Source organism: Pseudomonas sp. 7-41 (genome assembly GCF_021233075.1).
Taxonomy (GTDB): domain Bacteria; phylum Pseudomonadota; class Gammaproteobacteria; order Pseudomonadales; family Pseudomonadaceae; genus Aquipseudomonas; species Aquipseudomonas veronii.
In genome coordinates this window covers 3,961,812-3,982,395 of sequence record NZ_CP089551.1, presented here as the reverse complement: position 1 = coordinate 3,982,395, position 20,584 = coordinate 3,961,812, and the positions used below count along the sequence as shown (strand labels likewise).

The 20,584-nt window shown below is 63.9% G+C and carries 16 protein-coding genes; 13 read left to right on the top strand and 3 right to left on the bottom strand.

Annotated features, from left to right (window positions below; all coding sequences use genetic code 11):
• Window positions 1-20: 20 nt before the first annotated feature.
• From LQ249_RS17725 to LQ249_RS17685, 9 genes are all read left to right on the top strand, one after another.
• Complete coding sequence (locus LQ249_RS17725) at window positions 21-1,031, top strand: hypothetical protein (protein WP_232566616.1); 1,011 nt, start codon at window positions 21-23, stop codon at window positions 1,029-1,031.
• Window positions 1,018-4,374: an ImcF-related family protein gene (locus tag LQ249_RS17720; protein WP_232565729.1), complete on the top strand. Its 3,357-nt coding sequence runs from the start codon at window positions 1,018-1,020 to the stop codon at window positions 4,372-4,374. Before LQ249_RS17725 ends, LQ249_RS17720 begins: the two co-directional genes overlap by 14 nt.
• Window positions 4,375-4,447: 73 nt before the next feature.
• Window positions 4,448-5,227 carry a sterol desaturase family protein gene (locus LQ249_RS17715; RefSeq protein ID WP_232565728.1) on the top strand — a complete coding sequence of 260 codons (780 nt, stop codon included), beginning with the start codon at window positions 4,448-4,450 and terminating at the stop codon, window positions 5,225-5,227.
• Window positions 5,224-6,810 (top strand): type VI secretion system protein TssA, encoded by a 1,587-nt coding sequence (gene tssA, locus LQ249_RS17710; protein ID WP_128192675.1) that lies wholly within the window; start codon window positions 5,224-5,226, stop codon window positions 6,808-6,810. The genes LQ249_RS17715 and tssA overlap by 4 nt, the downstream gene beginning before the upstream one ends.
• A gap of 24 nt (window positions 6,811-6,834) precedes the next feature.
• Entirely contained in the window at window positions 6,835-8,604 is a 1,770-nt protein-coding gene (gene tssF, locus LQ249_RS17705) for a type VI secretion system baseplate subunit TssF (protein WP_057004703.1), read from the top strand.
• A complete protein-coding gene (gene tssG, locus LQ249_RS17700; protein WP_017846583.1) occupies window positions 8,568-9,665 on the top strand; it encodes a type VI secretion system baseplate subunit TssG in 1,098 nt (365 codons plus the stop codon). Before tssF ends, tssG begins: the two co-directional genes overlap by 37 nt.
• Complete coding sequence (gene tssJ, locus LQ249_RS17695; protein WP_046383722.1) at window positions 9,646-10,182, top strand: type VI secretion system lipoprotein TssJ; 537 nt, start codon at window positions 9,646-9,648, stop codon at window positions 10,180-10,182. The genes tssG and tssJ overlap by 20 nt, the downstream gene beginning before the upstream one ends.
• 3 nt (window positions 10,183-10,185) lie before the next feature.
• Window positions 10,186-10,626 (top strand): type VI secretion system baseplate subunit TssE, encoded by a 441-nt coding sequence (tssE, locus tag LQ249_RS17690; protein ID WP_102618894.1) that lies wholly within the window; start codon window positions 10,186-10,188, stop codon window positions 10,624-10,626.
• Window positions 10,627-10,649: 23 nt separating this feature from the next.
• Window positions 10,650-11,762: an OmpA family protein gene (locus tag LQ249_RS17685; RefSeq protein WP_057004700.1), complete on the top strand. Its 1,113-nt coding sequence runs from the start codon at window positions 10,650-10,652 to the stop codon at window positions 11,760-11,762.
• A gap of 3 nt (window positions 11,763-11,765) precedes the next feature.
• Here LQ249_RS17685 and LQ249_RS17680 read toward each other — a convergent pair whose 3' ends face one another.
• Complete coding sequence (locus tag LQ249_RS17680) at window positions 11,766-13,010, bottom strand: methionine gamma-lyase (protein WP_057004699.1); 1,245 nt, start codon at window positions 13,008-13,010, stop codon at window positions 11,766-11,768.
• A gap of 123 nt (window positions 13,011-13,133) precedes the next feature.
• On the opposite strand from LQ249_RS17680, the gene LQ249_RS17675 reads away from it, so the two are divergent.
• Both LQ249_RS17675 and LQ249_RS17670 read left to right on the top strand, forming a co-directional pair.
• Window positions 13,134-13,604 (top strand): Lrp/AsnC family transcriptional regulator, encoded by a 471-nt coding sequence (locus LQ249_RS17675; RefSeq protein ID WP_017846578.1) that lies wholly within the window; start codon window positions 13,134-13,136, stop codon window positions 13,602-13,604.
• A 114-nt stretch (window positions 13,605-13,718) separates the two neighbouring features.
• Window positions 13,719-14,156, top strand: coding sequence for a carboxymuconolactone decarboxylase family protein (locus tag LQ249_RS17670; protein WP_046383718.1), 438 nt, complete (start codon window positions 13,719-13,721; stop codon window positions 14,154-14,156).
• 18 nt (window positions 14,157-14,174) lie between these two features.
• On the opposite strand, the gene LQ249_RS17665 is transcribed toward LQ249_RS17670, so the two are convergent.
• Window positions 14,175-16,325, bottom strand: a complete 2,151-nt coding sequence (locus tag LQ249_RS17665) for a TonB-dependent siderophore receptor (protein ID WP_232565727.1) — start codon at window positions 16,323-16,325, stop codon at window positions 14,175-14,177.
• 181 nt (window positions 16,326-16,506) lie between these two features.
• Here LQ249_RS17665 and LQ249_RS17660 point away from each other — a divergent pair, with 181 nt between their 5' ends.
• Window positions 16,507-17,301, top strand: a complete 795-nt coding sequence (locus tag LQ249_RS17660) for an acetoin reductase (RefSeq protein WP_017846575.1) — start codon at window positions 16,507-16,509, stop codon at window positions 17,299-17,301.
• 117 nt (window positions 17,302-17,418) lie between these two features.
• Here LQ249_RS17660 and LQ249_RS17655 read toward each other — a convergent pair whose 3' ends face one another.
• On the bottom strand, window positions 17,419-19,287 hold the full coding sequence (locus LQ249_RS17655; protein ID WP_177034231.1) for a sigma-54-dependent Fis family transcriptional regulator: 1,869 nt from the start codon (window positions 19,285-19,287) through the stop codon (window positions 17,419-17,421).
• Between the two features lie 310 nt (window positions 19,288-19,597).
• Here LQ249_RS17655 and LQ249_RS17650 point away from each other — a divergent pair, with 310 nt between their 5' ends.
• The gene (locus tag LQ249_RS17650; RefSeq protein ID WP_046383715.1) at window positions 19,598-20,575 is read left to right on the top strand and encodes a thiamine pyrophosphate-dependent dehydrogenase E1 component subunit alpha; all 978 of its coding nucleotides are present in this window, start codon (window positions 19,598-19,600) and stop codon (window positions 20,573-20,575) included.
• Window positions 20,576-20,584: the final 9 nt, after the last annotated feature.

The window sequence follows — 20,584 nt, the reverse complement described above, 5'->3', positions numbered from 1 at the left end:
TGCAGTCGGCCGTTTTGCTGATGCTGTGGCCCCAGGAGCAACCGCGCCTGGAATGGTGGCTGTGGAGCGCGGTGCTGCCGCTGTGCTGGGCGCTGATTCTGGCGGTGCGTGTGTTGGTGTGGCAGATCGAGCTGTTCAACCACAAGGTGTATCTGCGCGCGCTGGAGGTCGCCATGCAGGCTTGGTGGCAACGGCGCTCGCTGGGTTTACCGGTGCAGGATGTGTTGTTGCTCGGCCCGGCGGGTGACATGCAAGAAGACTACCTGAACTTGATGACAAGCGTCTCGCCACCCTTGGCGATACCCGGCGCTACACAGCCCATGTTGCGTTGCCCACTGTCGCTGAGTTTGATCAGCGAGCGTGAACCTGCACTGGCACGGCATCTCGCCCGTTTAACCTTGGCCCTCCCGGGGTTGTCCGAGTGCTGGCCACAGCTGCGGGCAATTGCCTGGGTGGGGGATGAGAGCGGCCAGGCTGCTTTCGTTGAGGCGTTGGTCCGGGCGGGAGTGGTGTTGCCCGAGGCCCGTTTGCTGCTACAGAACCTGACTGATTTGGATGACCTGATCGATACCTTCCATCGCGATTGTCGTGGCGAGGACGACTGGTTGTTGTGCGCGGGCGTGGCGTCGGTGGCAAGTGCCGAAGAGGGCGAACTGGGGGGTGAAGCGGGTTTCTTCTGGCGAGTGAGCTGGCAGGGGCAGCAGTTGGTGCATCGCGGTGAATACCTTGCAAGCCAGTCGCCCGCCGAGCTGTGTGCACAGATGCAGCGTTACGCCGGACTGCAATCTGCGCCGACCACCTGCCTGGCACTGGATCGAGCCAGCCAGGCTGCGTTTGTAGAGGGCGGCTGGTCGGCAGTCGAACATCAACTGGCCGGGCAATGGGGCGTGCTGGCGCACCTGGCGCCGTTTATCGGGATGTCCCTGGCATTGCTGCAAGCGGGGGAGGCGGGTCAGCCCTGTGGTTGGCTGAGCCAGGATGGAAACCAACGATTGGCGATTGGAGTGGCGGTGCCTTATGGCAACAGTTAAGGACGTGGGTAAGGGCTCGTTGGTTCGTGTGGGGTTGGGCTATCTGCTGATCATGACGCTGCTGGTACTGCTCGGTGGTCTGTTGTATGGCTTGTGCAGCGGCTATCTGGGCTGGCCGAAAATGCCGCTCAAGCAATTGCTGCTGTGGGGGCTGGGGGTGTGGTTCGCGCTCTGCTGGTTCTGCCCGGTCATTTTGCTGGCCTGGGATCGTCTGGCGCTTCGCCAGGCACAGCAGGTCGTGAGGGCGGTCACCGAAACGCCGAACTCGCGATTGACCCGGGAACCCGCATCGCCAGATGCGGTAAAAGTGCGCGAGCACCTACGCGAGCACTACGGCCTCTTCTGGCGCCACAAAACCCGCCTGCTGCTCATCATCGGCGAACCCACCGAAATCGAAGCCATCGCCCCCACCCTGGCCGCTCACCAATGGCTCGAAGGCCAAGGCACCGTCCTGCTGTGGGGCGGTAGTGCGCAGGCCGCGCTGGATCAATCATTCCCTGAGCACTGGCGTGGGCTGAGCCGCTGGCGTGCGCTGGACGGAGTCGTCTGGGCGCTGAACGAAACCCAGGCCGCCGACGATGTCGCGATGGGCAAAGGTGTACGCCAGGTGCAGCGCCTTGCCCGTGACTTGCGCTGGCAGTTGCCGTTATCCCTCTGGCAGGTCTGCGACAGTGCATGGGCGCAGGACACGCGCAAAGCGCAGCCGGTGGGCTGTCAGTTGCCCGCGCGCTTCTCGGCGGCGGCATTGGACGCCGCGCTGAATCGTTTGCTGGAGCCTTTGCGTCGCGCGGGTTTGGCGCAGATGAACGCGGTGATGAAGGATGATTTTCTGCTGCGTTTGTCGCGAGATTTAAAGGGCGAGGGCATTGATCGTTGGCGTCACACCTTGGCGCATCTGGCCGGCGAATTTGCCCGTGGCGTGCCGTTGCGGGGGTTGTGGTTCAGCCTGCCGGTACAGCGCTCGCCGCATGATCAACAACAGGCGTGGTCGGTGGCCCCGGTGTGGCACGGCGTACTCGGCGATAACCCCCGTGGCCGCCGACTGGGTTGGAGCGTGCCGCGAGTTGGCTACGCGCTGGTGCTGGGTTTGGCGACGTTATGGGGAGCAGGACTGCTGCTGTCATTCATCAGCAACCGCACGCAGATCGCCCAGGTACACAGCTCGTTGTCGACCTTGCAACGCGCATCACAAGGCGACGAACAGCTCCAGGCCCTTCATGAACTGGTCCGCGAATTGGCGCGCCTGGATGATCGCGTTCAAGGCGGCGCTCCGTGGTATCAGCGCTTCGGCCTGAATCAAAACCCAGCGCTGCTTGAAACCGTGTGGCCGCGCTACGTCGAAGCCAACAACCGCCTGATCCGCGACCCGGCCGTCGCCGCTTTACGCCAGCAGCTCACGGCCCTGGTCAAGCTGGCCCCGGACAATCCCGAGCGCGCCGAACGCGCCCGTGCTGCCTACGACCAGCTCAAGGCCTACCTGATGATGGCGCGTCCGGCAAAAGCCGACGCCAGTCTGCTGGTGAAAACCCTCGGCGAAGTCGAGCCTTCACGCGCGGGCCTCTGGCAAGCCCTGGGCCCCACTTTGTGGCAGTTTTACGCTGAACACCTGGCCGCCAATCCCACTTGGCGCATCGACACCGACGCGCGGCTGGTCGCGCAAGTCCGGCAGGTCCTGCTCGGCCAATTGGGTCAACGCAATGCCGAAGCCAATCTGTACCAGCAATTGCTCGATGACGCCGCCCATCACTACCCGGCCCTGGGCCTGCAGCAACTGGTCGGCGACACCGACGCCCAGGCCCTGTTCACCACCGAGGCCAGCGTGCCCGGCGTGTTCACCCGCCAGGCCTGGGAAGGCTCGGTGCGCCACGCCATCGATGCGATCGCCGAGGCGCGCCGCGAGGAAATCGATTGGGTGCTCAGCGACCAACCTGCCGATGTCGACACCCGCCTGAGTCCTGAGCAACTGCGCGCCCGCCTCACCGAACGCTACTTCCAGGACTACGCCAGCGCCTGGCAGGATCTGCTCAACAGCCTGCGCTGGCAGCAGGCCGCGAGTCTCGATGAGTCAATCGACCAATTGACGCTGATGAGCGACGTGCGCCAATCGCCCTTGATCGCGCTGCTGAACAGCGTGGCCTACCAGGCGCAGGCGGGCAGCCGACCCCAGGCCCTGGCCGACTCGCTGGTGCAGTCTGCGCAAAAGTTGATCGGGCCGGACAAGGCTCCAGCGATCGAACCGTTGGCCCAGGCCGCCACGGGGCCGCTGGCGGCGACCTTCGGCCCGTTATTGGCGCTGCTGGACAAGTCCAACACAGACGGCCTCAGTCTCCCGGCCTTCCTCACCCGCGTGACACGGGTGCGTTTGAAACTGCAGCAGATCAGCACCGCGCCCGACCCGCTGGAAATGACCCAGGCCCTGGCACAAAGCGTGTTTCAAGGCCGCAGCATCGACCTCACCGACACCCAATCCTACGGTGCCCTGCTGGCCGCCAGCCTGGGCGCGGAGTGGGGCGGGGCGGCGCAGACGCTGTTCGTGCAGCCGCTGGAACAGGCCTGGCAACGCGTGTTGCAACCGTCCGCCGCGGGCCTCAACAGCCACTGGCAGCGCTCGATCGTCAGCCATTGGAACGCCGCCTTCGCCAGCCGTTACCCGTTTGCCGCCACCACCAGCGATGCGTCGTTACCGATGTTGGGGCAGATGATCCGCGCGGACTCCGGGCGCATCGCACAGTTTTTACAGCAGCAATTGAGCGGCGTGCTGCGCAAGGAAGGTAGCCGTTGGGTAGCCGATCCGCGCCACAGCCAGGGCCTGCGTTTCAACCCGCAGTTTCTTAGCGCGATCAATCAACTGAGCGAACTGGCCGATGTGCTCTACACCGACGGCGGCATGGGGCTGAGCTTTGAACTGCAAGGCAAACCCGTGCGCGACGTGGTGCAAACCACCTTCATCCTCAACGGCGACCGGCACCAGTACTTCAACCAGAAAGAAAACTGGCAGCGTTTCAACTGGCCGGGACGCAGCGACTATCCCGGCGTGAGCCTCAGCTGGACCAGCATACATGCCGGCGAGCGGTTATTTGGCGACTACCCCGGCACCTGGGGCCTGATCCGCCTGCTGGAAAACGCCCAAGTCACGCCATTGGACGACGGCAACAGCCGCTACCGCCTGGCCCTCAAGGCGCCCGACGGCCTGAACCTGACGTGGCACCTGCGCACCGAACTGGATGCGGGGCCGCTGGCGTTGCTCAAGCTGCGTGATTTCAGGTTGCCGCAACAGATATTTCTCAATGAGGGCGCCGCAGAAGAACCCTATGCGCAGAACGGGAGTTTCGAACTCCGGTGAATCACTGCCGCCATCGGCGCGCTGACGTAACCAAGGAACACCCTTAACAGGTATTGGATACAAAGGATGTGTAATGCAAAAAATTAAAACGTATCTTCGGGACCATGGCCACGCTCCGTTCAAATTCGGCGAGGGGCGTATCAGCGGTTATATCTGCGCTGCGCTCGGGCTGTTGAGTCTGCTGGCCGTGTTGTGTTTTTTGCTTCCCGAGTGGCTGACCACGACCGAACTGCGCAAGGTTTACAACGAACAATTGGCGCGTAGCCGGCTACTGCTCGGATTGGTGCTCCTCATCTCCGCGGCGGTCTTTATTCCGCTGGAAAAGCTGTATGCCAAGAATGCGGTGCCGTGGTTATGGCGCTTCCATGCAGTACACCATTCGAGTACGGCGATGGATTGGCTGGCCGGCTCGCGTGTCCACTTTGTCGAAGTGCTATTGACGCGCACCGCCGTACTGATGCCGCTGATGTTGCTGGGCTTTTCTGCGCAGGCATTGAATGCCTATGTGGTGCTGGTCGGCGTCCGGGCGGTGCTGGCTCATGCCAATGTGTGCATCAAAGGTGGTTGGCTGGAATACGTATTGGTACTTCCACGCTACCACCATTGGCACCATGCCCGTCATCCAGACTACCTCTACAAAAACTATGCGATTCACCTGCCGCTGATCGATAGGGTGTTTGGAACATTCAAATTGCCCGCAAAGGACTGGCCAACGCGCTACGGAGTGTTTGGCGAGCCGTTGCCGGACGGCATTCTGCGTCAGCATCTATATCCATTCCAGAAGCGTGTGCAGACGCGCGGCAAGCATGAGGGTGTAACACAGCCCGCTGGCGTGAGCGAGGGGTCCGAATGAGCCTGCGCGCCTTGATCGCCCGCTGCCTTGGGGAGCGTGACGCACTGTCTGTCGCACACGAACACGCCGCCCACTGGCAACCCTGGCTACACCCCATCAGCACCGAATCCCCCGTCGGCGACGACCCCGGCTACGACGATGACTTCCAACGCATGCGCGAAGAAGTCAACAAACTGTCGGGTGCCGATGCCGAGCAGGTTGCCCAACTGGCGCAGAAGCTGCTGACCCAGCGCTGCAAGGACTTGCGCGTCGCCACGTACTACCTGTGGGCGCGCTTGCACAAAGACGGCGAACTCGGCTTGGCGGATGGCTTGAGTCTGTTGGCCGCGCTGGTGGAGCGCTTTGCCGACGCGGTGCTGCCCAGCCGTCCGAACAGCCGCAAGATGGCCCTGGAATGGTTGGCCAGTGGCAAGGTGTTGGACACGCTGTCGCTGTACCCGGAAGTGGTCAAGGCCGAAGCCGAGCGCACCGCCGCCGCGCTCGCCTGGCTGGAGCGCGGCTTGAGTGGGTGGGCGCCGGAGCAGCGTCCGGATCTGCAGCCGCTGTACGCGGCATTGTCGGCGCGACTTGCGCAGTCCGGCGGGATGGACGCATTGGTCCCGCAACACACCGCCAGCCTTGAGTCGACTGTGCATGCCAACGCGTCGCCGCCGACGATGATCAAATCCGGACGGGACCTGTTGGACAGCGGCCGGGCCCTGACGAGCTACCTGCGCGAGCAACCCTTGGGCTGGCTGGCCGCTCACCGACTGATGAAGAGCTTGCGCTGGGACACCGTGCATCAGACGCCGCCTCAGGAGGCCAACGGCAACACGCGCCTGACGCCGCCGCGTGCAGACTATCGGGCACAGCTCAAGCGTTTGTACCTGCAACAGAACTGGGCGGAGTTGATCGAACAGGTCGAGCGGATGTATGCCGAAGGCGTGAACCATTTCTGGCTCGACCTGCAATGGTACCTGTATCAGGCCTTGAGCAAACAACCCGCACCGCAGGACCGCTGGGCCGCTATCACCAAACGTGACCTGGGCATGTTCCTCGAGCGCCTGCCTGGCCTGGAGGTGCTGTGCTGGAGTGACGGCACCCCGTTCGCCGACGAAACCACCCGCGAGTGGATTGCCCAGCACGTCAGCGGCAACCAACCCCAGCAATGGCTGCCCGTACCCTCGGCGGCCGTGGCCAGCAGTGATGCGGACATCTTGTCCCTGGAAGGTGAGGCCGTGGCCCAGGCCGACAGCGACGGCGTGGATCACGCGCTGGCGTGGCTGGCTGCGCGGCCCGGTATCGACAGCGGGCGCCAGCGCTGGCTGCTGCGCTTGCTGATGGCGCGGGTGGCCGAACAGCATGGCAAGAGCGACCTGGCCATTCACCTGCTGGGGGAACTGGACGCCACCGCGCAACGCCAGGCCCTGGCCGACTGGGAGCCGGCGCTGCATTTCGAGGTCAAGGCGCGCCTGCTCAAGCTGCTGCGCGTGAAAGCCCAACGCAACGACGCCGACAAACCCAGCCTGGCGCGGCGCATGGAAACCCTGCTGGCGGCGCTGGTCGCCATCGACCCGGTACGCGCCGCCGTGCTGTGCGGCTAACCCTTATCTATCAGGAGTCGTTCTGTGAACATGGACAATCTCACACTGCGCTATTTCGATGCCGAAATGCGCTACCTGCGCGAGGCCGGCAAGGAATTCGCGGAGGCCTTCCCGGATCGGGCGGCACAGCTCAACCTGGACAAACCGGGGGCGCAAGACCCCTATGTGGAGCGCCTGTTCGAGGGCTTCGCGTTCCTGATGGGCCGCCTGCGGGAAAAACTCGACGATGACCTGCCGGAATTGACCGAAGGCCTGGTCAGCCTGCTCTGGCCACACTACCTGCGCACCATCCCGTCGCTGTCGATCGTCGAACTGGTGCCGGAACTGGCGCAGATGAAGCACAGCGAGTTGATCGCGCAGGGCTTTGAAGTGCTGTCGCAACCCATCGGGCCCCAAAGTACCCGTTGCCGCTACACCACCACCCAGGACCTGGCCCTGCGCCCGCTGGCCCTGGCCTCGGTCGGGCGCGGCTTCGCCCCGGATGGTCGCTCCGTGTTGCGCCTGCGTTTTGCCTGCGGCGCGTTGACCGACTGGAGCCAGATCGACCTGAGTCGCGTGCCGCTGTACCTGAATGCAGAAGGCCCTTTGGCCAGTGCTTTGCATCAGGCGCTGACCCTGAATGTGCAGGCGATGTTCGTGCATTGGCCCGGCCAGACCGAACGCCAGCCGGTGGCCGGGCATTTTGCGCCCAAAGGGTTTGCCGATGAAGACCGGCTGTGGCCCAAGGGCGACAGTGCGTTCAGCGGTTATCAGTTATTGCTGGAGTATTTCAGTTTCCGCGAAAAATTCATGTTCGTGACCCTGTGTGGCCTGGAGCACCTGCAGATTGCTCCCGACGCCGCCTGGTTCGAGCTTGAAGTGGTGTTGCGCGAACCCTGGCCGGCCGATTTCGACCTGAGCCGCGAGCATATCCGCCTGCATGCGGTGCCGGTGATCAACCTGTTCGCGCTGGAGGCCGACCCGCTGACCCTGGCACCGTTGCAAAGCGACTACCTGCTGCGCCCCATGCGTTTGCAGGACGGCCATACCGAGATCTATTCGGTGGACCGCGTGACCGCCTCGCGAAACGCCGAGCGCCAGGACTATGTGCCGTTCAGCAGCTTTCGCCACAAGGGCGGCATGTTGCGTGACGAGGCTCCCGAACGCTACTTCCATACGCGCCTCAAGCGCGCCGCCAATGGCTTGCATGACACCTGGCTGATCCTCGGCGGCGAGGGCTTCGACAGCGACCGCCTGCGCACGCGTGAAAGCCTGTCGTTGCGACTGACCGGCACCCACGGCCAATTGCCGCGCAAGGCGCTGCAAAGCACCGTGCTCGACACGCTGGTGCAAAGCCCCCAGGCCGGTTTGCGGGTGCGCAACCTGTGTGCGCCGAGCTTGCCGTGCTACCCGCCGAACCGCGACCGCTTTCACTGGCGGGTGCTGAGCCACCTGGGCTCGAACTTCCTGCCGATGCTCGACAACGCCGAGGTGTTGCGCGGCACATTGGCCTTGTACGACTGGACGGGCAGCGAACTCAACCGTCGTCGTCTGGCGGCGATCGTCGAGGTCCGTCATCACTTGGTCCAACGTTTCGAGAAAGGCTTTTTGCTACGCGGCGTGGATATCGAGATCACCCTCGATGCCAACGGCTTTTCAGGGGAGGGCGACATCAGCCTGTTCGGCGAGATGCTCAATCGCTTCTTCGCCTTGTATGCCGACATTCATGTGTACACCCAGCTCACGCTGATCCTGCAACCTACTGGAAAGTGCCTGCGATGGAACGAGAATCACAGTCAGCGTATTCCCGGCTGAAAGCCAGCGGTTTGCTGGATGCCTTACAGGGCCAGGTGGCCGAGGCCAATCTGCAGCGTTTTTGCCAGTTGCTGGAACAGGCCTTGCCCGACCATCCGCCGCTGGGCAGCACCGCGCACCCGGCGGATGACGCCGTGCGCTTTCGGCCCGATCCGGGCATGGGCTTTCCGGCCGGCGAGTTGAAGTCGATTGAAATCGATGAAGCGCACCCGGAGCGAGCGGCGACGGTACGCACGCGCTTGCTTGGGTTGTACGGGGTCGATTCGCCGATGCCGACCGTGTACCTGGATGACATCGCGCAGCGTCGGGAGGGGCATGAAGCGCTGGAAGCCTTCCTGGATATGTTCAATCACCGGATCTTCACCCAGTTCTACCGGATCTGGCGCAAGTACTCCTACCCGGCGACGTTCGAAGCGGGCGGCACCGATGCCACCTCGCAATGCCTGCTGGGCCTGATCGGCCTGGGCATTCCCGGCACCGCGCAACAGGTCGCCACGCCGGTCTCGCGTTTTCTGGCCTTGCTCAGCGTGATGCGCCTGCCCACGCGGAATGCACAAGGCATCGTCGCACTGGTCAAATTGCTCGCCCCCGACACCCAGGTGCAGGTGACTCCGCATTGGCCGCAGAACATTACGTTGGCGGCGCCGGCCAGCCTCTCCCGGCAACGTCCGGTGAGCCTTGCCCAGGGCACGCCGCTGGGGCGTATCGGCCGCGACGCCAACAGCCAGTTCGCTCTGACGCTCTATACCGAGCACGCGCAGGAAGCCCGTGGCTGGCTCCCCGACGGCCAGCTACACCGCGACCTGCGGGTGCTGTTGCGCGTTTACCTGGGGTGGCGTTGCACGGCGAAGCTGCGCTTGTCGCTGCCGTTGCACAGCCTGCCTGCGCCGGTGTTGGGGCTGGCCACCCTCCGGCTCGGCATGACCGGTGTGCTGGGCTTGGGAGACAGCGCCTGGCGCACGACGGAACACGAGACCCTCACGATCAACCTGGGGCGCTACCAAGGCCTTTCGATTAACCCGCGCAACAGGGAGACACAGCATGTCGCGTACCGTTTTTAATCTTGTGCTGCTGGCGGCTTTCACGCTACCGCTCGGCGGTTGTGGGTTGGCCCAGACCGTGGCGGATGGCACGGCATCCACCGCCAAGGCGATCTTCTACAAGCAGGTCAACACCCTGCATCTGGATTTCAGCGCGCGCACGGCGCTGAACACCGATGCCACGGACATGCGTGCGTTGTCGGTGCCGACCCTGGTGCGGGTTTACCAATTGCGCGACAGCAAGGCGGTGGAGCTGGCGACCTACGAAGGCCTGCTGGGCGATGACGAGCGCTTGCTCGCGCGTGCGTTACTGGACAAACACTCGGTGGTGGTAAAGCCCGAAGAAGGCGCTCAGCTGAACGTGCCGATGGACAAGGACGCGCAGTTTGTCACGTTGGTGGCGTTGTTTCGCGACCCCGATACCCGGCAGAACAGCTGGCGCCTGACATTGACGCGTGACGACCTCGACCCGGATCGCGCACGGGTGATCGAACTGGGCGATAACCGCTTGATCCTGCGCCCATTGACGAAGGATTGAGCCATGACCGAGTACACCCCTTCGCTCTACGAACGCCTGTTGCAGAATTTCGCCGGTGAACTGGACCTGCAGCGGGTCTGCGAGGCGGACCAGCACACCCTCTCGGTGCTGGACAACCTGCAGCGCATCCTCAACAGCCGAGCGGGCGCGCTCAGCCATCTGCCGGATTACGGGCTGCCGGACATGGGCCTGATCCTGCAAGGGTTGCCCGCCACGGCCCAAGGCCTGATCGGCGTCATGACCGACACGTTGCTCAAGTACGAGCCGCGTCTGGCGGCGATCACCATCGAGCTGCTGCCCCAGGTGCTGCCGGGGCATCTGGAGTACGCCCTGGACATGCAATTGAAGGATGGGCAGCACGTGACCTTCGGCACCCGCTTGACACCCGAAGGCCGGGTGCTGGTGCGTCACTTGAAGCGACAGCATTACCTGTCGAAGCCTTGAACCGATAACGCAAGGGAAACCCGATGACGGCGTTGTTTGAGATGCGTATTCAAGTCGGCGGTGATCCGCGCGGCTTCAGTGAGTTCATCGCTTTGCGCGAGGAATTGGCCAAGCTCAGCCATCCCGCCTGCCCGGATGTGGACTGGGCCAAGGTCGAGCAAGGCTGCCTTGCGCTGTTCCAGCAAAACGGCGCGGAGTTGCACAGCGCGTGCTTTTACACCTTGGCTCGCGGCCAGCGTCATGGGGTCGAGGGCATCACCCAAGGTGTGGCGTTGATCGAGGCGCTGGGCGGTGAGTGGGTGCGCCTGTGGCCGCCGATGGCGTCGGCGCGCGTGGACTTGCTGGGATGGTTGTTCGAGCAACTGCAACTGGTGCTGCGCAGCCGGGCGATGACCGCCCACGGCGTGCCCGCGCTGGTTCAATTGGACCTTGAGTTGGCCCGTTTGCAGGTGCGTTTGCGGGCTCATCTAGACCACCCTCTACAACCGCTGCACGCCCTGCGCTATCAGGTCGGCGGCTTGATCCAGCGGCTGGAGCAAAGCCCCGCGCCGGACGGCACGATGCTCGCGCCGCTCAGGTTGCCGGCGCCGGCGCTGGTGAGCCCCGTGGTGATCCTGCCGCCACCCGCAGTGGTGGCGCGCCGGCCACGCATCGCGCTGTGGGGGCTGCTCGGGGCGCTGATCGTTGCCTTGCTCGCAGGGATCGGTTGGCGCATGTGGTTGGCCGGTCCAGGCACTGAACCCCTTATGCCCGACCCCGTTCGACTGGACAGCCTGTCGCTGTTCGATGCCGGTAGTGCCACGCTCAAGCCAGGCTCGGCCAAGGTGCTGATCAATGCCCTGGTCGACATCAAAGCCCAACCCGGCTGGCTGATCGTGGTCGCCGGGCATACGGACGCGACCGGTTCCGTCGAACAGAACCTGGCGCTGTCCCATGCCCGCGCCTCTGCCGTGCGCGACTGGATGCAGCGCATGGGCGACATCGCCGACAGTTGCTTTGCCGTCCAGGGCTTCGCGGCCAGTCAGCCGATTGCCAGCAATGAAACCGACGTCGGGCGCGCCGCGAACCGTCGCGTGGATATTCACCTGGTGCCGCAGACAGGGGCCTGCGGCGAGGCCACGGTGGCCGTGGACTGAGCGCTATTTCATCGCATGCTCGACCACCTGTGTCGCACGCGGCGCAGCCCGCAGACACTTGGTCAAAGCCTGCTGCACATCCGCCAGCAGGTCGGCGATGTCCTCCAGCCCGACCGACAGACGCACCAACCCCTCGCTGATCCCGTGGGCTGCCCGCTCCTCTGGGGTGTAGGTGGAGTGGGTCATGCTCGCCGGGTGTTGGGCCAGGGACTCGGCATCGCCCAGGCTGACCGCGCGGCTGAACAGCTTGAGTGCGTTCATGAAGCGCCGGCCGGTCGCGATCCCGCCTTTGAGCTCGAAGGCAATCATCCCGCCGGACATCCGCATCTGCCGCGCCGCCAGTTCGTACTGGGGAAATGAGCGCAACCCCGGGTACGTCACGCGCTCGACGGCGGGGTGGGCCTGCAAGGCTTCGGCCACTGCCTGGGCGTTGCTGCAATGGCGGTCCATGCGCAGGGCCAGGGTCTTGAGGCCACGCATCAGCAGCGATGCGTCCTGCGGGGACATGACTGCACCGGTCAGGTCTTTGAGCCCTTGCAGACGAATGCGCTGCGCCAGTGCATGGTTGCTCACCGCAATGCCGGCGGTGATGTCGCCATGCCCGCTGAGGTACTTGGTGGCCGAATGCACGACCACATCGGCGCCCAACTCCAGGGGGCGTTGCAGGTAGGGCGTGCAGTAAGTGTTATCGACCACCACGATGACGTTGGGCTGCTGGTGCGCCAGCGTGGCGACGGCGGCAATATCGACCAGTTGCAGGTTGGGGTTGGCTGGGGTTTCGCAGTAGATCATACGCGTGGCCGGGGACAGCGCGGCGTGCAGCGCATCCAGGTCGGTGAGGTCGACATGGCGCACCTTGATGCCGAACTCCGCGATGCCATGGTGCAGCAGGGCGAAAGTGCAGCCGTAGAGTGTCTGGCTGACGATTACCTCGTCGCCGGGGCGCAGCAGGGTCCAGAAGGTGGCGGCAATCGCGCCCATGCCGGAGCTGAAGGCAACGGCGGCCTCGCCGTTTTCCAGGGTCGCCATGCGCGCTTCCAGCAGGGCCAGGGTCGGGTTGGAAATGCGTGTGTAGAAGTGCCCGCTTTCTTCACCGGCAAAACACGCGGCGCCGTATTCGGCGGTGGGGAAGGCGAACGTGGCGCTGAGATAGATCGGCGGTACGAGGGCGCCGTGGTGGTCCTTGGGGTCGTAACCGTGGTGGATGGCACGGGTGGAAAAGCCGAATGCATTGTGTTTATTGTTCATGTCGGACACTCCTTATTTCCTACAATGCTATGCTCATGATCACAGCTGAACTTTGCAATATTTGCTGACAAATCCCGCGCAATGGGATGAAATCTTCCTAAAAATAATGATTAGAGGCACGTTATGCCCCTCAGCCTGGATCGCACCGACAAGGCGCTTTTAAACGCACTGCAAGGCAACGCCCGCTTGACCGTGGCCGAGCTCGCCGAGCGCGTGTCCCTGACCACCTCCCCGTGTTGGCGGCGGGTCAGGAACCTGGAAGAGAGCGGGGTGATCAGCGGTTACCAGGCGATCCTGTCGCCCAAGGCGTTGGGCTATGGGGTGACGGCGTTTGTCAGCATCATGATGGAGAGTCATACCCAGGAAATTGCGCGGGCGTTCGAGCAGCGCTTGCTCGACATTCCGGAAATCGTCGCCTGCCATAACGTCTCGGGGCGCTATGACTTCCTGCTGGAAGTGGTGGCCAAGGACCTGGAGTCGTTTGGCGAATTCGCGCGGGAGGTGTTGCAGACATTGCCGTGCGTCAAAGAGATCTACTCGAGCTTTTCCTACAAATCGGTGCGGCCTTTGCGCGTGATTCCGCTGCCGCGCTGAGGGGCTGAGCCCGTGGGCACATTGGCTACCTGATCTTTGCCGGAATTGGCTATTTCTCCTGAGTGCTGCGCTGACTAATCTGGCCACCAATTTCCAGTGTTCAGGAGCTCTACCATGCAACCCCGTACCGATTTCTACACCGCTTCCCCAGACGCCATGAAAGCCATGCTCGCCCTGGAAACCGCAGTGGGCAAACTGTCCATCGAACTGCCCCTGCTGGAACTGGTGCGCCTGCGCGTGTCGCAGATCAATGGCTGCGCCTTCTGCCTCGATATGCACACCGCCGATGCGCGCAAGGGCGGTGAGACCGAACGCCGCCTGTACACATTGTCGGCCTGGCGCGAAACGCCGTTCTTCACCCCGCGTGAACGCGCCGCCCTGGCCTGGGCCGAAAGCCTGACCCTGGTCAGCCAGACCCGCGCCGCAGACGAAGACTACAACGCACTCGCCGCCGAGTTCAGCCCCCAGGAACAGGTCGATCTGAGCGTCGCCATCGCCACCATCAACAGCTGGAACCGCCTGGCGGTGGGCTTTCGCAAGATGCCCAAGTAAGCCCGGGGCCGTGCGCGGTCAGAAGTTGACCGAGGCACTCAGGCGCGCGGTCAGCGGCGCGCCCTGGAACAGGTAGTCATCGCCCATGTACTCGCCCGCGTCGCGCCAGTAGCGTTTGTCGAACAGGTTGTCGACGCTCAGGCGAAACACCGTTTCATAGCCATCGACTTTGGTGGTGTAACGGCTGCCGACGTTGACCACCGCATAGTCCCCGACCTCGACATTGCCGCTGCGGTTGGCGTACTTCTTGGCGCTGTATTGCACGCCGCCCAGGACCGCCAGGCCGTTGACCCACGGCAGCGCGTAGTCGGCGTAGACACTGGCGCGCAGCTTGGGCACGTTGATCGCCTGGTGGCCTTCGTAGTCCGGCGTGCCGCTGCCGCTGACCCGCGCCCGAATCGCCGCGACGCTGGTGGCGATCTGCAGGCGGTCGGTGGCCCAACCATTCGCCGACAGTTCTAGCCCGGTGTTCTTCTGTTCGCCTTGTTGCACGTAGGTGAAACTCCCGGCGCCATCTGGCTTGGCGTACTGGTAGGCCTGGCGCGTCTGGAACACGGCCGCGGCGAAGCTGATGCGGCGCCAGTCGTATTTCACGCCGGCTTCTATTTGTCGCGACACGGTCGGGGCCAGGGTCTCGTCCGCGTTGTTCGCGAACCACGGCGCCGTGCCGCCCAGGGACAGCCCCTTGCTGTAACTGGTGTACAGCGAGATGTTTTCAATCGGTTTATAGATCAGCGAGGCCTGGGGCAGGAACACGTATTGCTGAGTGTGGCGCGCCTGGTCGCCGTTGCTGTCAAAGGCTTGTTCATCGAGGCGCACTTCGCGACCGCCGAGGAGGGTTTGCCACTGCTCGTTGAAGCGGATGCGGTCGGTGACGAACACGCCGTACTGGCGGCTGTCGAGGGTGCGATGGCTGTCGTTCAGCGGCACGTTGGTCGGCGCAAACGTCGGCGCGTCCTGATTGATATTGCCGCTGCCGATGTACTCGTTGACCGCCTTGCGCTTGTCGATCACCCGGCGAAACGCGCTGGTGCCGAAGGTCAATTCATGGCCCAGGCCGGCGGTGTCGAACAGCCCGGTCATGGCCGCCTGCACTTCATCGTCGCGGCGGGTGTCGTCGGGGCTGCGGTAGTCGTAGATGTCGTAGTCACCCTCGGGGCTGAACGTGTTGGCGTTGCACGTGTTCACGTAGAAACAGCCCCAGGCGAACGAACTGTAGTCATCGATCACCACCTTGCTGCGCGCCGCGCTGACACTGCCTTTCCACTGGTCGCTGAAGCGGTATTCGAACTTGCCGTTGAGGTTCAGCGAATCGATACCGACCTGCTTGGAACCGCTTTGATGGCCCAGCAGCTGTTTCGGCGATGCATCGTGGGGCACTTCACTGCCGCCCAGCAGTTGGTAGCCCGGCACCGAGCGCTGTTGTTTGTTCTGGTATTCGGCATCCAGTTGCAGCACCGCGTCGGGGTTGATGTTCCAGTCGAACGCCAGGGACAGGAAGTCGCGCTGGCCGTTGGCGTGTTCCACGTAGGAATTGAGGTCTTCATGGGCCACGTTGGCGCGCAGGCCGAACTGCCGCTCGCTGCCGAACCAGCCGCCGACGTCGGTGGCGATATAACCGCTGCCGCGGTCGTCGGTGGACACCGTCACCGAACGCACGTCTTGCGGGCGCTTGGTCACGTAGTTGATCACGCCGCTGGGCTCGGAGATCCCACTTTGCAGGCCGGCCAGGCCCTTGAGTACTTCCACCTGCTGTTTGTTTTCCAGGGCGACGTTCTGCTCGCCGGTGATGGTGCGGCCGTTGATCTTGTAGCTGCTCGCCGCGTTCAGCGAGAAGCCGCGCACCACGAAGTTTTCGTAGTAGCCGATCGGCGCGTAGCTGTCGCCCACCGAGGCGTCGTTGCGCAGCACTTCGCTGAGCAGGCGGGCTTGCTGGTCCTTGATCAGGGCGGCGTTGATCACGCTGATCGAGGCGGGAGTGTCCAGCAGCGGCGCTTCATTGAAACCGCCGACCGAGGCGGTTTCACTGCGATAACCGGACTCATCCTGGCCCTGGACCTGTACCGCCGGCAGTTCAATTTCCGCAGCCAGGCTGCTGCCGATGCCACCGCTGAGCAGCAGGCCGAGGGCGAAACGTGACGTGACGACGGGGCGAAAACGCAGAACCATGGGGCAAGGCCTTAAAGCGCAGGACGGGGGGCGCATAAGCTAGGCATAAGTGCGCGCATTTACAAGGATTCGCGCATTGAGACATCCGGTCTCAGCGCGCACGCCGATTCATGTGCGCCTCGACAGCCCTGGCGTGCATCTGCGATAGACGAGGCTTCTCTCATCGTTGCAGGAGGTCGTTATGAGTACCGCTGGAAACCTCATCGCTGGAAAAGTTGCGCTGGTGACTGGCGCCGGGCAGGGCATCGGCCGCGCCATCGCCCTGCGCCTGGCACGGGACGGTGCCGATATCGCGCTGGTGGATATCAATGGCGCCAAGCTCGAAGCCGTGGCTGCTGAAATCGTCGCGGCAGGGCGCAAGGCCTCGGTGTTCATCGCCGACGTGTCCAAGCGCGAACAGGTGGTGGCCGCCGTCGAACATGCATACCAGACCCTCGGTGGTTTCGACATCATCGTCAACAACGCCGGGGTGGCGCAGATCGATTCACTGCTGGACGTCAGCCCCGAGCAGGTCGAGCGCACCCTGGGCATCAATGTGCAGGGTGTGTTGTGGGGCATCCAGGCCGCCGGCAAGAAGTTCAAGGCGCTCAAGCAGAAGGGCAAGATCATCAACGCCTGCTCGATCGCCGGGCATGAAGGTTTTGCGCTGCTGGGCGTGTACTCGGCGACCAAGTTCGCCGTGCGCGCCCTGACCCAGGCGGCGGCCAAGGAACTGGCCAGCGCCGGGATTACGGTCAATGCTTATTGCCCGGGCGTGGTCGGCACCGATATGTGGGTCGAGATCGACAAGCGCATGGCCGAGATTACCGGCGCCGAAGTCGGTGCGACCTATAAGAAGTATGTGGACGGGATTGCCCTGGGCCGTGCGGAAACGCCTGAGGATGTGGCCGGGCTGGTGTCTTACCTGGCGGGGCCGGATGCGGACTACATGACCGGCCAGTCGCCGTTGATCGATGGTGGGATTGTGTACCGATAACGCGGTTCAAAGGTGGGAGTGGGCTTGCCCGCGAAGGCGGCGGTTCAGTCACGGCATCGGTGGCTGATACACCGCCATCGCGGGCAAGCCCGCTCCCACATGTTTGACGGTGCTGGGTCAGATATGTTTGCCCGGCATGTCGATGCCCAGTTGGTTGACCCGGCGATACAGGGTCGCCCGCGAAATCCCCAGCGCCTGGGCCGTCGGCGACGGCTTCCAGCGATGCCGGATCAGTGCATCCAGCACCACCTGGCGTTCCGGGCTGACACGTTGTTCCACGTCGGCCTCGATCTGCTCGCCGCGCACCTCCACGGGCAGGTCAGCCAGCTGGATGGTGCCGCCGTCGCACACCGCACAGGCATACGCCAGCACATGGCGCAGTTGCCGCACATTGCCCGGCCAGGCATACCCGAGCAGCACCTCCAGCGCGGCGGGGCCGATGCCCACGGAGATTGCGCCGCTGTGCGCCTCCTGTTCCAGCAGCCGATTGATCAAGGCCAGTTTGTCGCTGCGCTCGCGCAAGGGTGGCAGGCAGAACCGTGCGCAGCCCAGGCGAAAGTACAGGTCTTCGCGAAAGCGTCCCTCGCTGACCAGCACCGCCAGGTCGCGGTGGCTGGCGCAGATCACCTGGATATCCACCGCACGGGTTTTTGCCGCACCCAGCGGCGCCACTTCACCTTCGGCCAATACCCGCAGCAAGCGCGTCTGCAGGGCCAGCGGCATATCGCCGATTTCATCGAGGAACAGCGTGCCGCCATCGGCCTGCAACAACAGCCCGGGCATGCCCTTGTTCGACGCGCCGGTAAAGGCCCCGGCGACATAGCCGAACAGCTCGCTTTCGATGAGGTTTTCCGGGATCGCCGCGCAGTTCACCGCCACGAAGGGCCCGTTGCGACGAGCGCTGCGCTCATGCAGTTGGCGCGCGAAGACTTCCTTGCCGGCGCCGGTTTCACCCTGCACCAGCACCGGCAGGTTGCGGTCCTTGACCCGCAAGGCCAGGCGCAGGTGTTCTTCCACCCGGGGGTCGACCTGATTGTTTACGGCCTTCGCTGGACGCGCCGGCTTACGCCGCGGCGCGCTGACCCGCACATGCAATGCGCCGGGCTCGCCCAGCCAGTGCAGCTGTTGCGCCGATTGATCGGTGACCGCGCGCAACGCATCCAGGTCGAAGACCTCGCCGATATGCGCCGGCACCTGGCCAAAGCGCCGACGCAGGGCCTGGCGCGCCTTGCTGTTCAACGCATGCAGGCGCCCATCCTGGTCCCAGGCCAGCAGCAGGTCGGGCTGGCTGTCGACATAGCCGGGCGTGCTGTGGGCCTGGAGCACCCAGTGCTGACGGGCGCTGTGCATGAAGAAGGCATTTTCGATGGCTTGTGCGCTCTGCGCCACCATCTGTCTTACCAGATGCTGGCTGCGCCGGTCATCCGGGGATTTGAGCGCCGAGGCGTCCATCACCCCTAGCAGGTTGCCCTGGGGGTCGAAGATCGGCGCGGCGGAGCAGGTCAGCCCGATAAACGCTGCGCGAAAGTGATCGCGCTTATGCACCGTCACGGCAGCCTTGCTGGTCAGCACCGTGGCCACGCCGCAGGTGCCTTCTTCGGCTTCCGACCAGCAGGTGCCCAGGTATAGGCCGGCCTTGCGGCAATCGGTGCGAATCGCCGTGTCCACGCGGTGGTCGATGGTTTGGCCCTGGGCGTCGGTGAGCATCACGCAGTAGTCGGCATGGCGCACGCGGTGGTGGAGTTGGCCGACTTCTTCGCTGGCGATGTGCATGAACAGTTCGGCGCGCTCACGGCATTCCTTGAGCAGCGGTTCACTGAGAATGCGTGGCCCTTGCAGCGAGCCAGGGTCGAGGTGGTGTTGCTCCATGGAACGGCGCCATGAATCGAAAATCAGCGACGGCACCGGAGCCTGGGGCAGGCGATCGGCATTGCGGACCACGCGACTGACGCAGTCGACATGGTCTTTGGAGTTCGCGGCGAGCATAAGGCCTCCGGTTCTCGATCTTTTGTTGTTATGCCCGCCATTAAGCGCGCATGCGCGCAGGGGGACAAGGGCGGCCTGACCAACTGCCCGGTGTGAGACGCAGCGTCTCATCCGGCCGCGCACGCCACGGGCAGGTTGCAATGGCGCGTCTCATTCTGTGGTTGGCGGTCGCCGCCGCACAACCGCGTGGCACTGCTCTGGATCAAGCCTGTGCGAGGTTTTTCGAGACGTTGGCACAGGCTGTGCTGAAGGTCTTGCAACTGGCTGCAGCCAGCCTTTTGTGTGTCGAGACAACCTGGAGAACAACAAGATGTCCACTCACCTGTCCACTGATCAACTGCTCCATGCCTACACCGTGATGCGTACCATCCGCGATTTCGAGGAACGCCTGCACGTGGAATTCGCCACTGGCGAGATCCCTGGTTTCGTCCACCTGTATGCCGGCCAGGAAGCCAGCGCCGCCGGGGTCATGGCCCACCTCAACGATGAAGATTGCATCGCCTCCAACCACCGTGGCCACGGCCACTGCATCGCCAAGGGCGTGGACGTGTTCGGCATGATGGCCGAGATCTACGGCAAGAAAACCGGGGTGTGCGGTGGCAAGGGCGGTTCCATGCACATTGCCGACCAGGAGAAAGGCATGCTCGGCGCCAACGGCATCGTCGGTGCCGGCGCGCCCTTGGCGGCCGGGGCGGCGCTGGCCTCCAAGCTCAAGGGCAGCCAGGGCGTGGCCGTGGCGTTTTTCGGCGACGGCGGCTCCAACGAGGGTGCGGTGTTCGAGGCCATGAACCTGGCCGCAATCATGAAACTGCCGTGTCTGTTCGTGGCTGAAAACAACGGCTACGCCGAAGCCACCGGCTCGGGCTGGTCGGTAGCGTGCAAAGACATCGCCGAGCGCGCCGTGGGCTTCGGCATGCCGGGGGTGATCGTCGACGGCAATGATTTCTTCGCCGTCCACGCGGCCCTGGGGGTGGCCGTGGAACGTGCGCGCAGCGGCCAGGGGCCGACGCTGGTGGAGGTCAAGTTGAGCCGTTTCTACGGCCACTTCGAAGGCGACGCGCAAACCTATCGCGGCCCCGACGAAGTGAAGAACCTGCGCGAATCCCACGATTGCCTGGTGCTGTTTCGCCAACGCTGCAGCGCCGAAGGCTGGCTCGATGCGGCGCAGTTCGAGCGCATCGACGCGGAGGTCGCGCAACTGATCGAAGACGCCGTGCGCCTGGCCAAGTCCGATCCCAAGCCCCAGGCCGCAGACCTGCTCAGTGATGTCTACGTCGCTTACCGCTAATCGCCACCC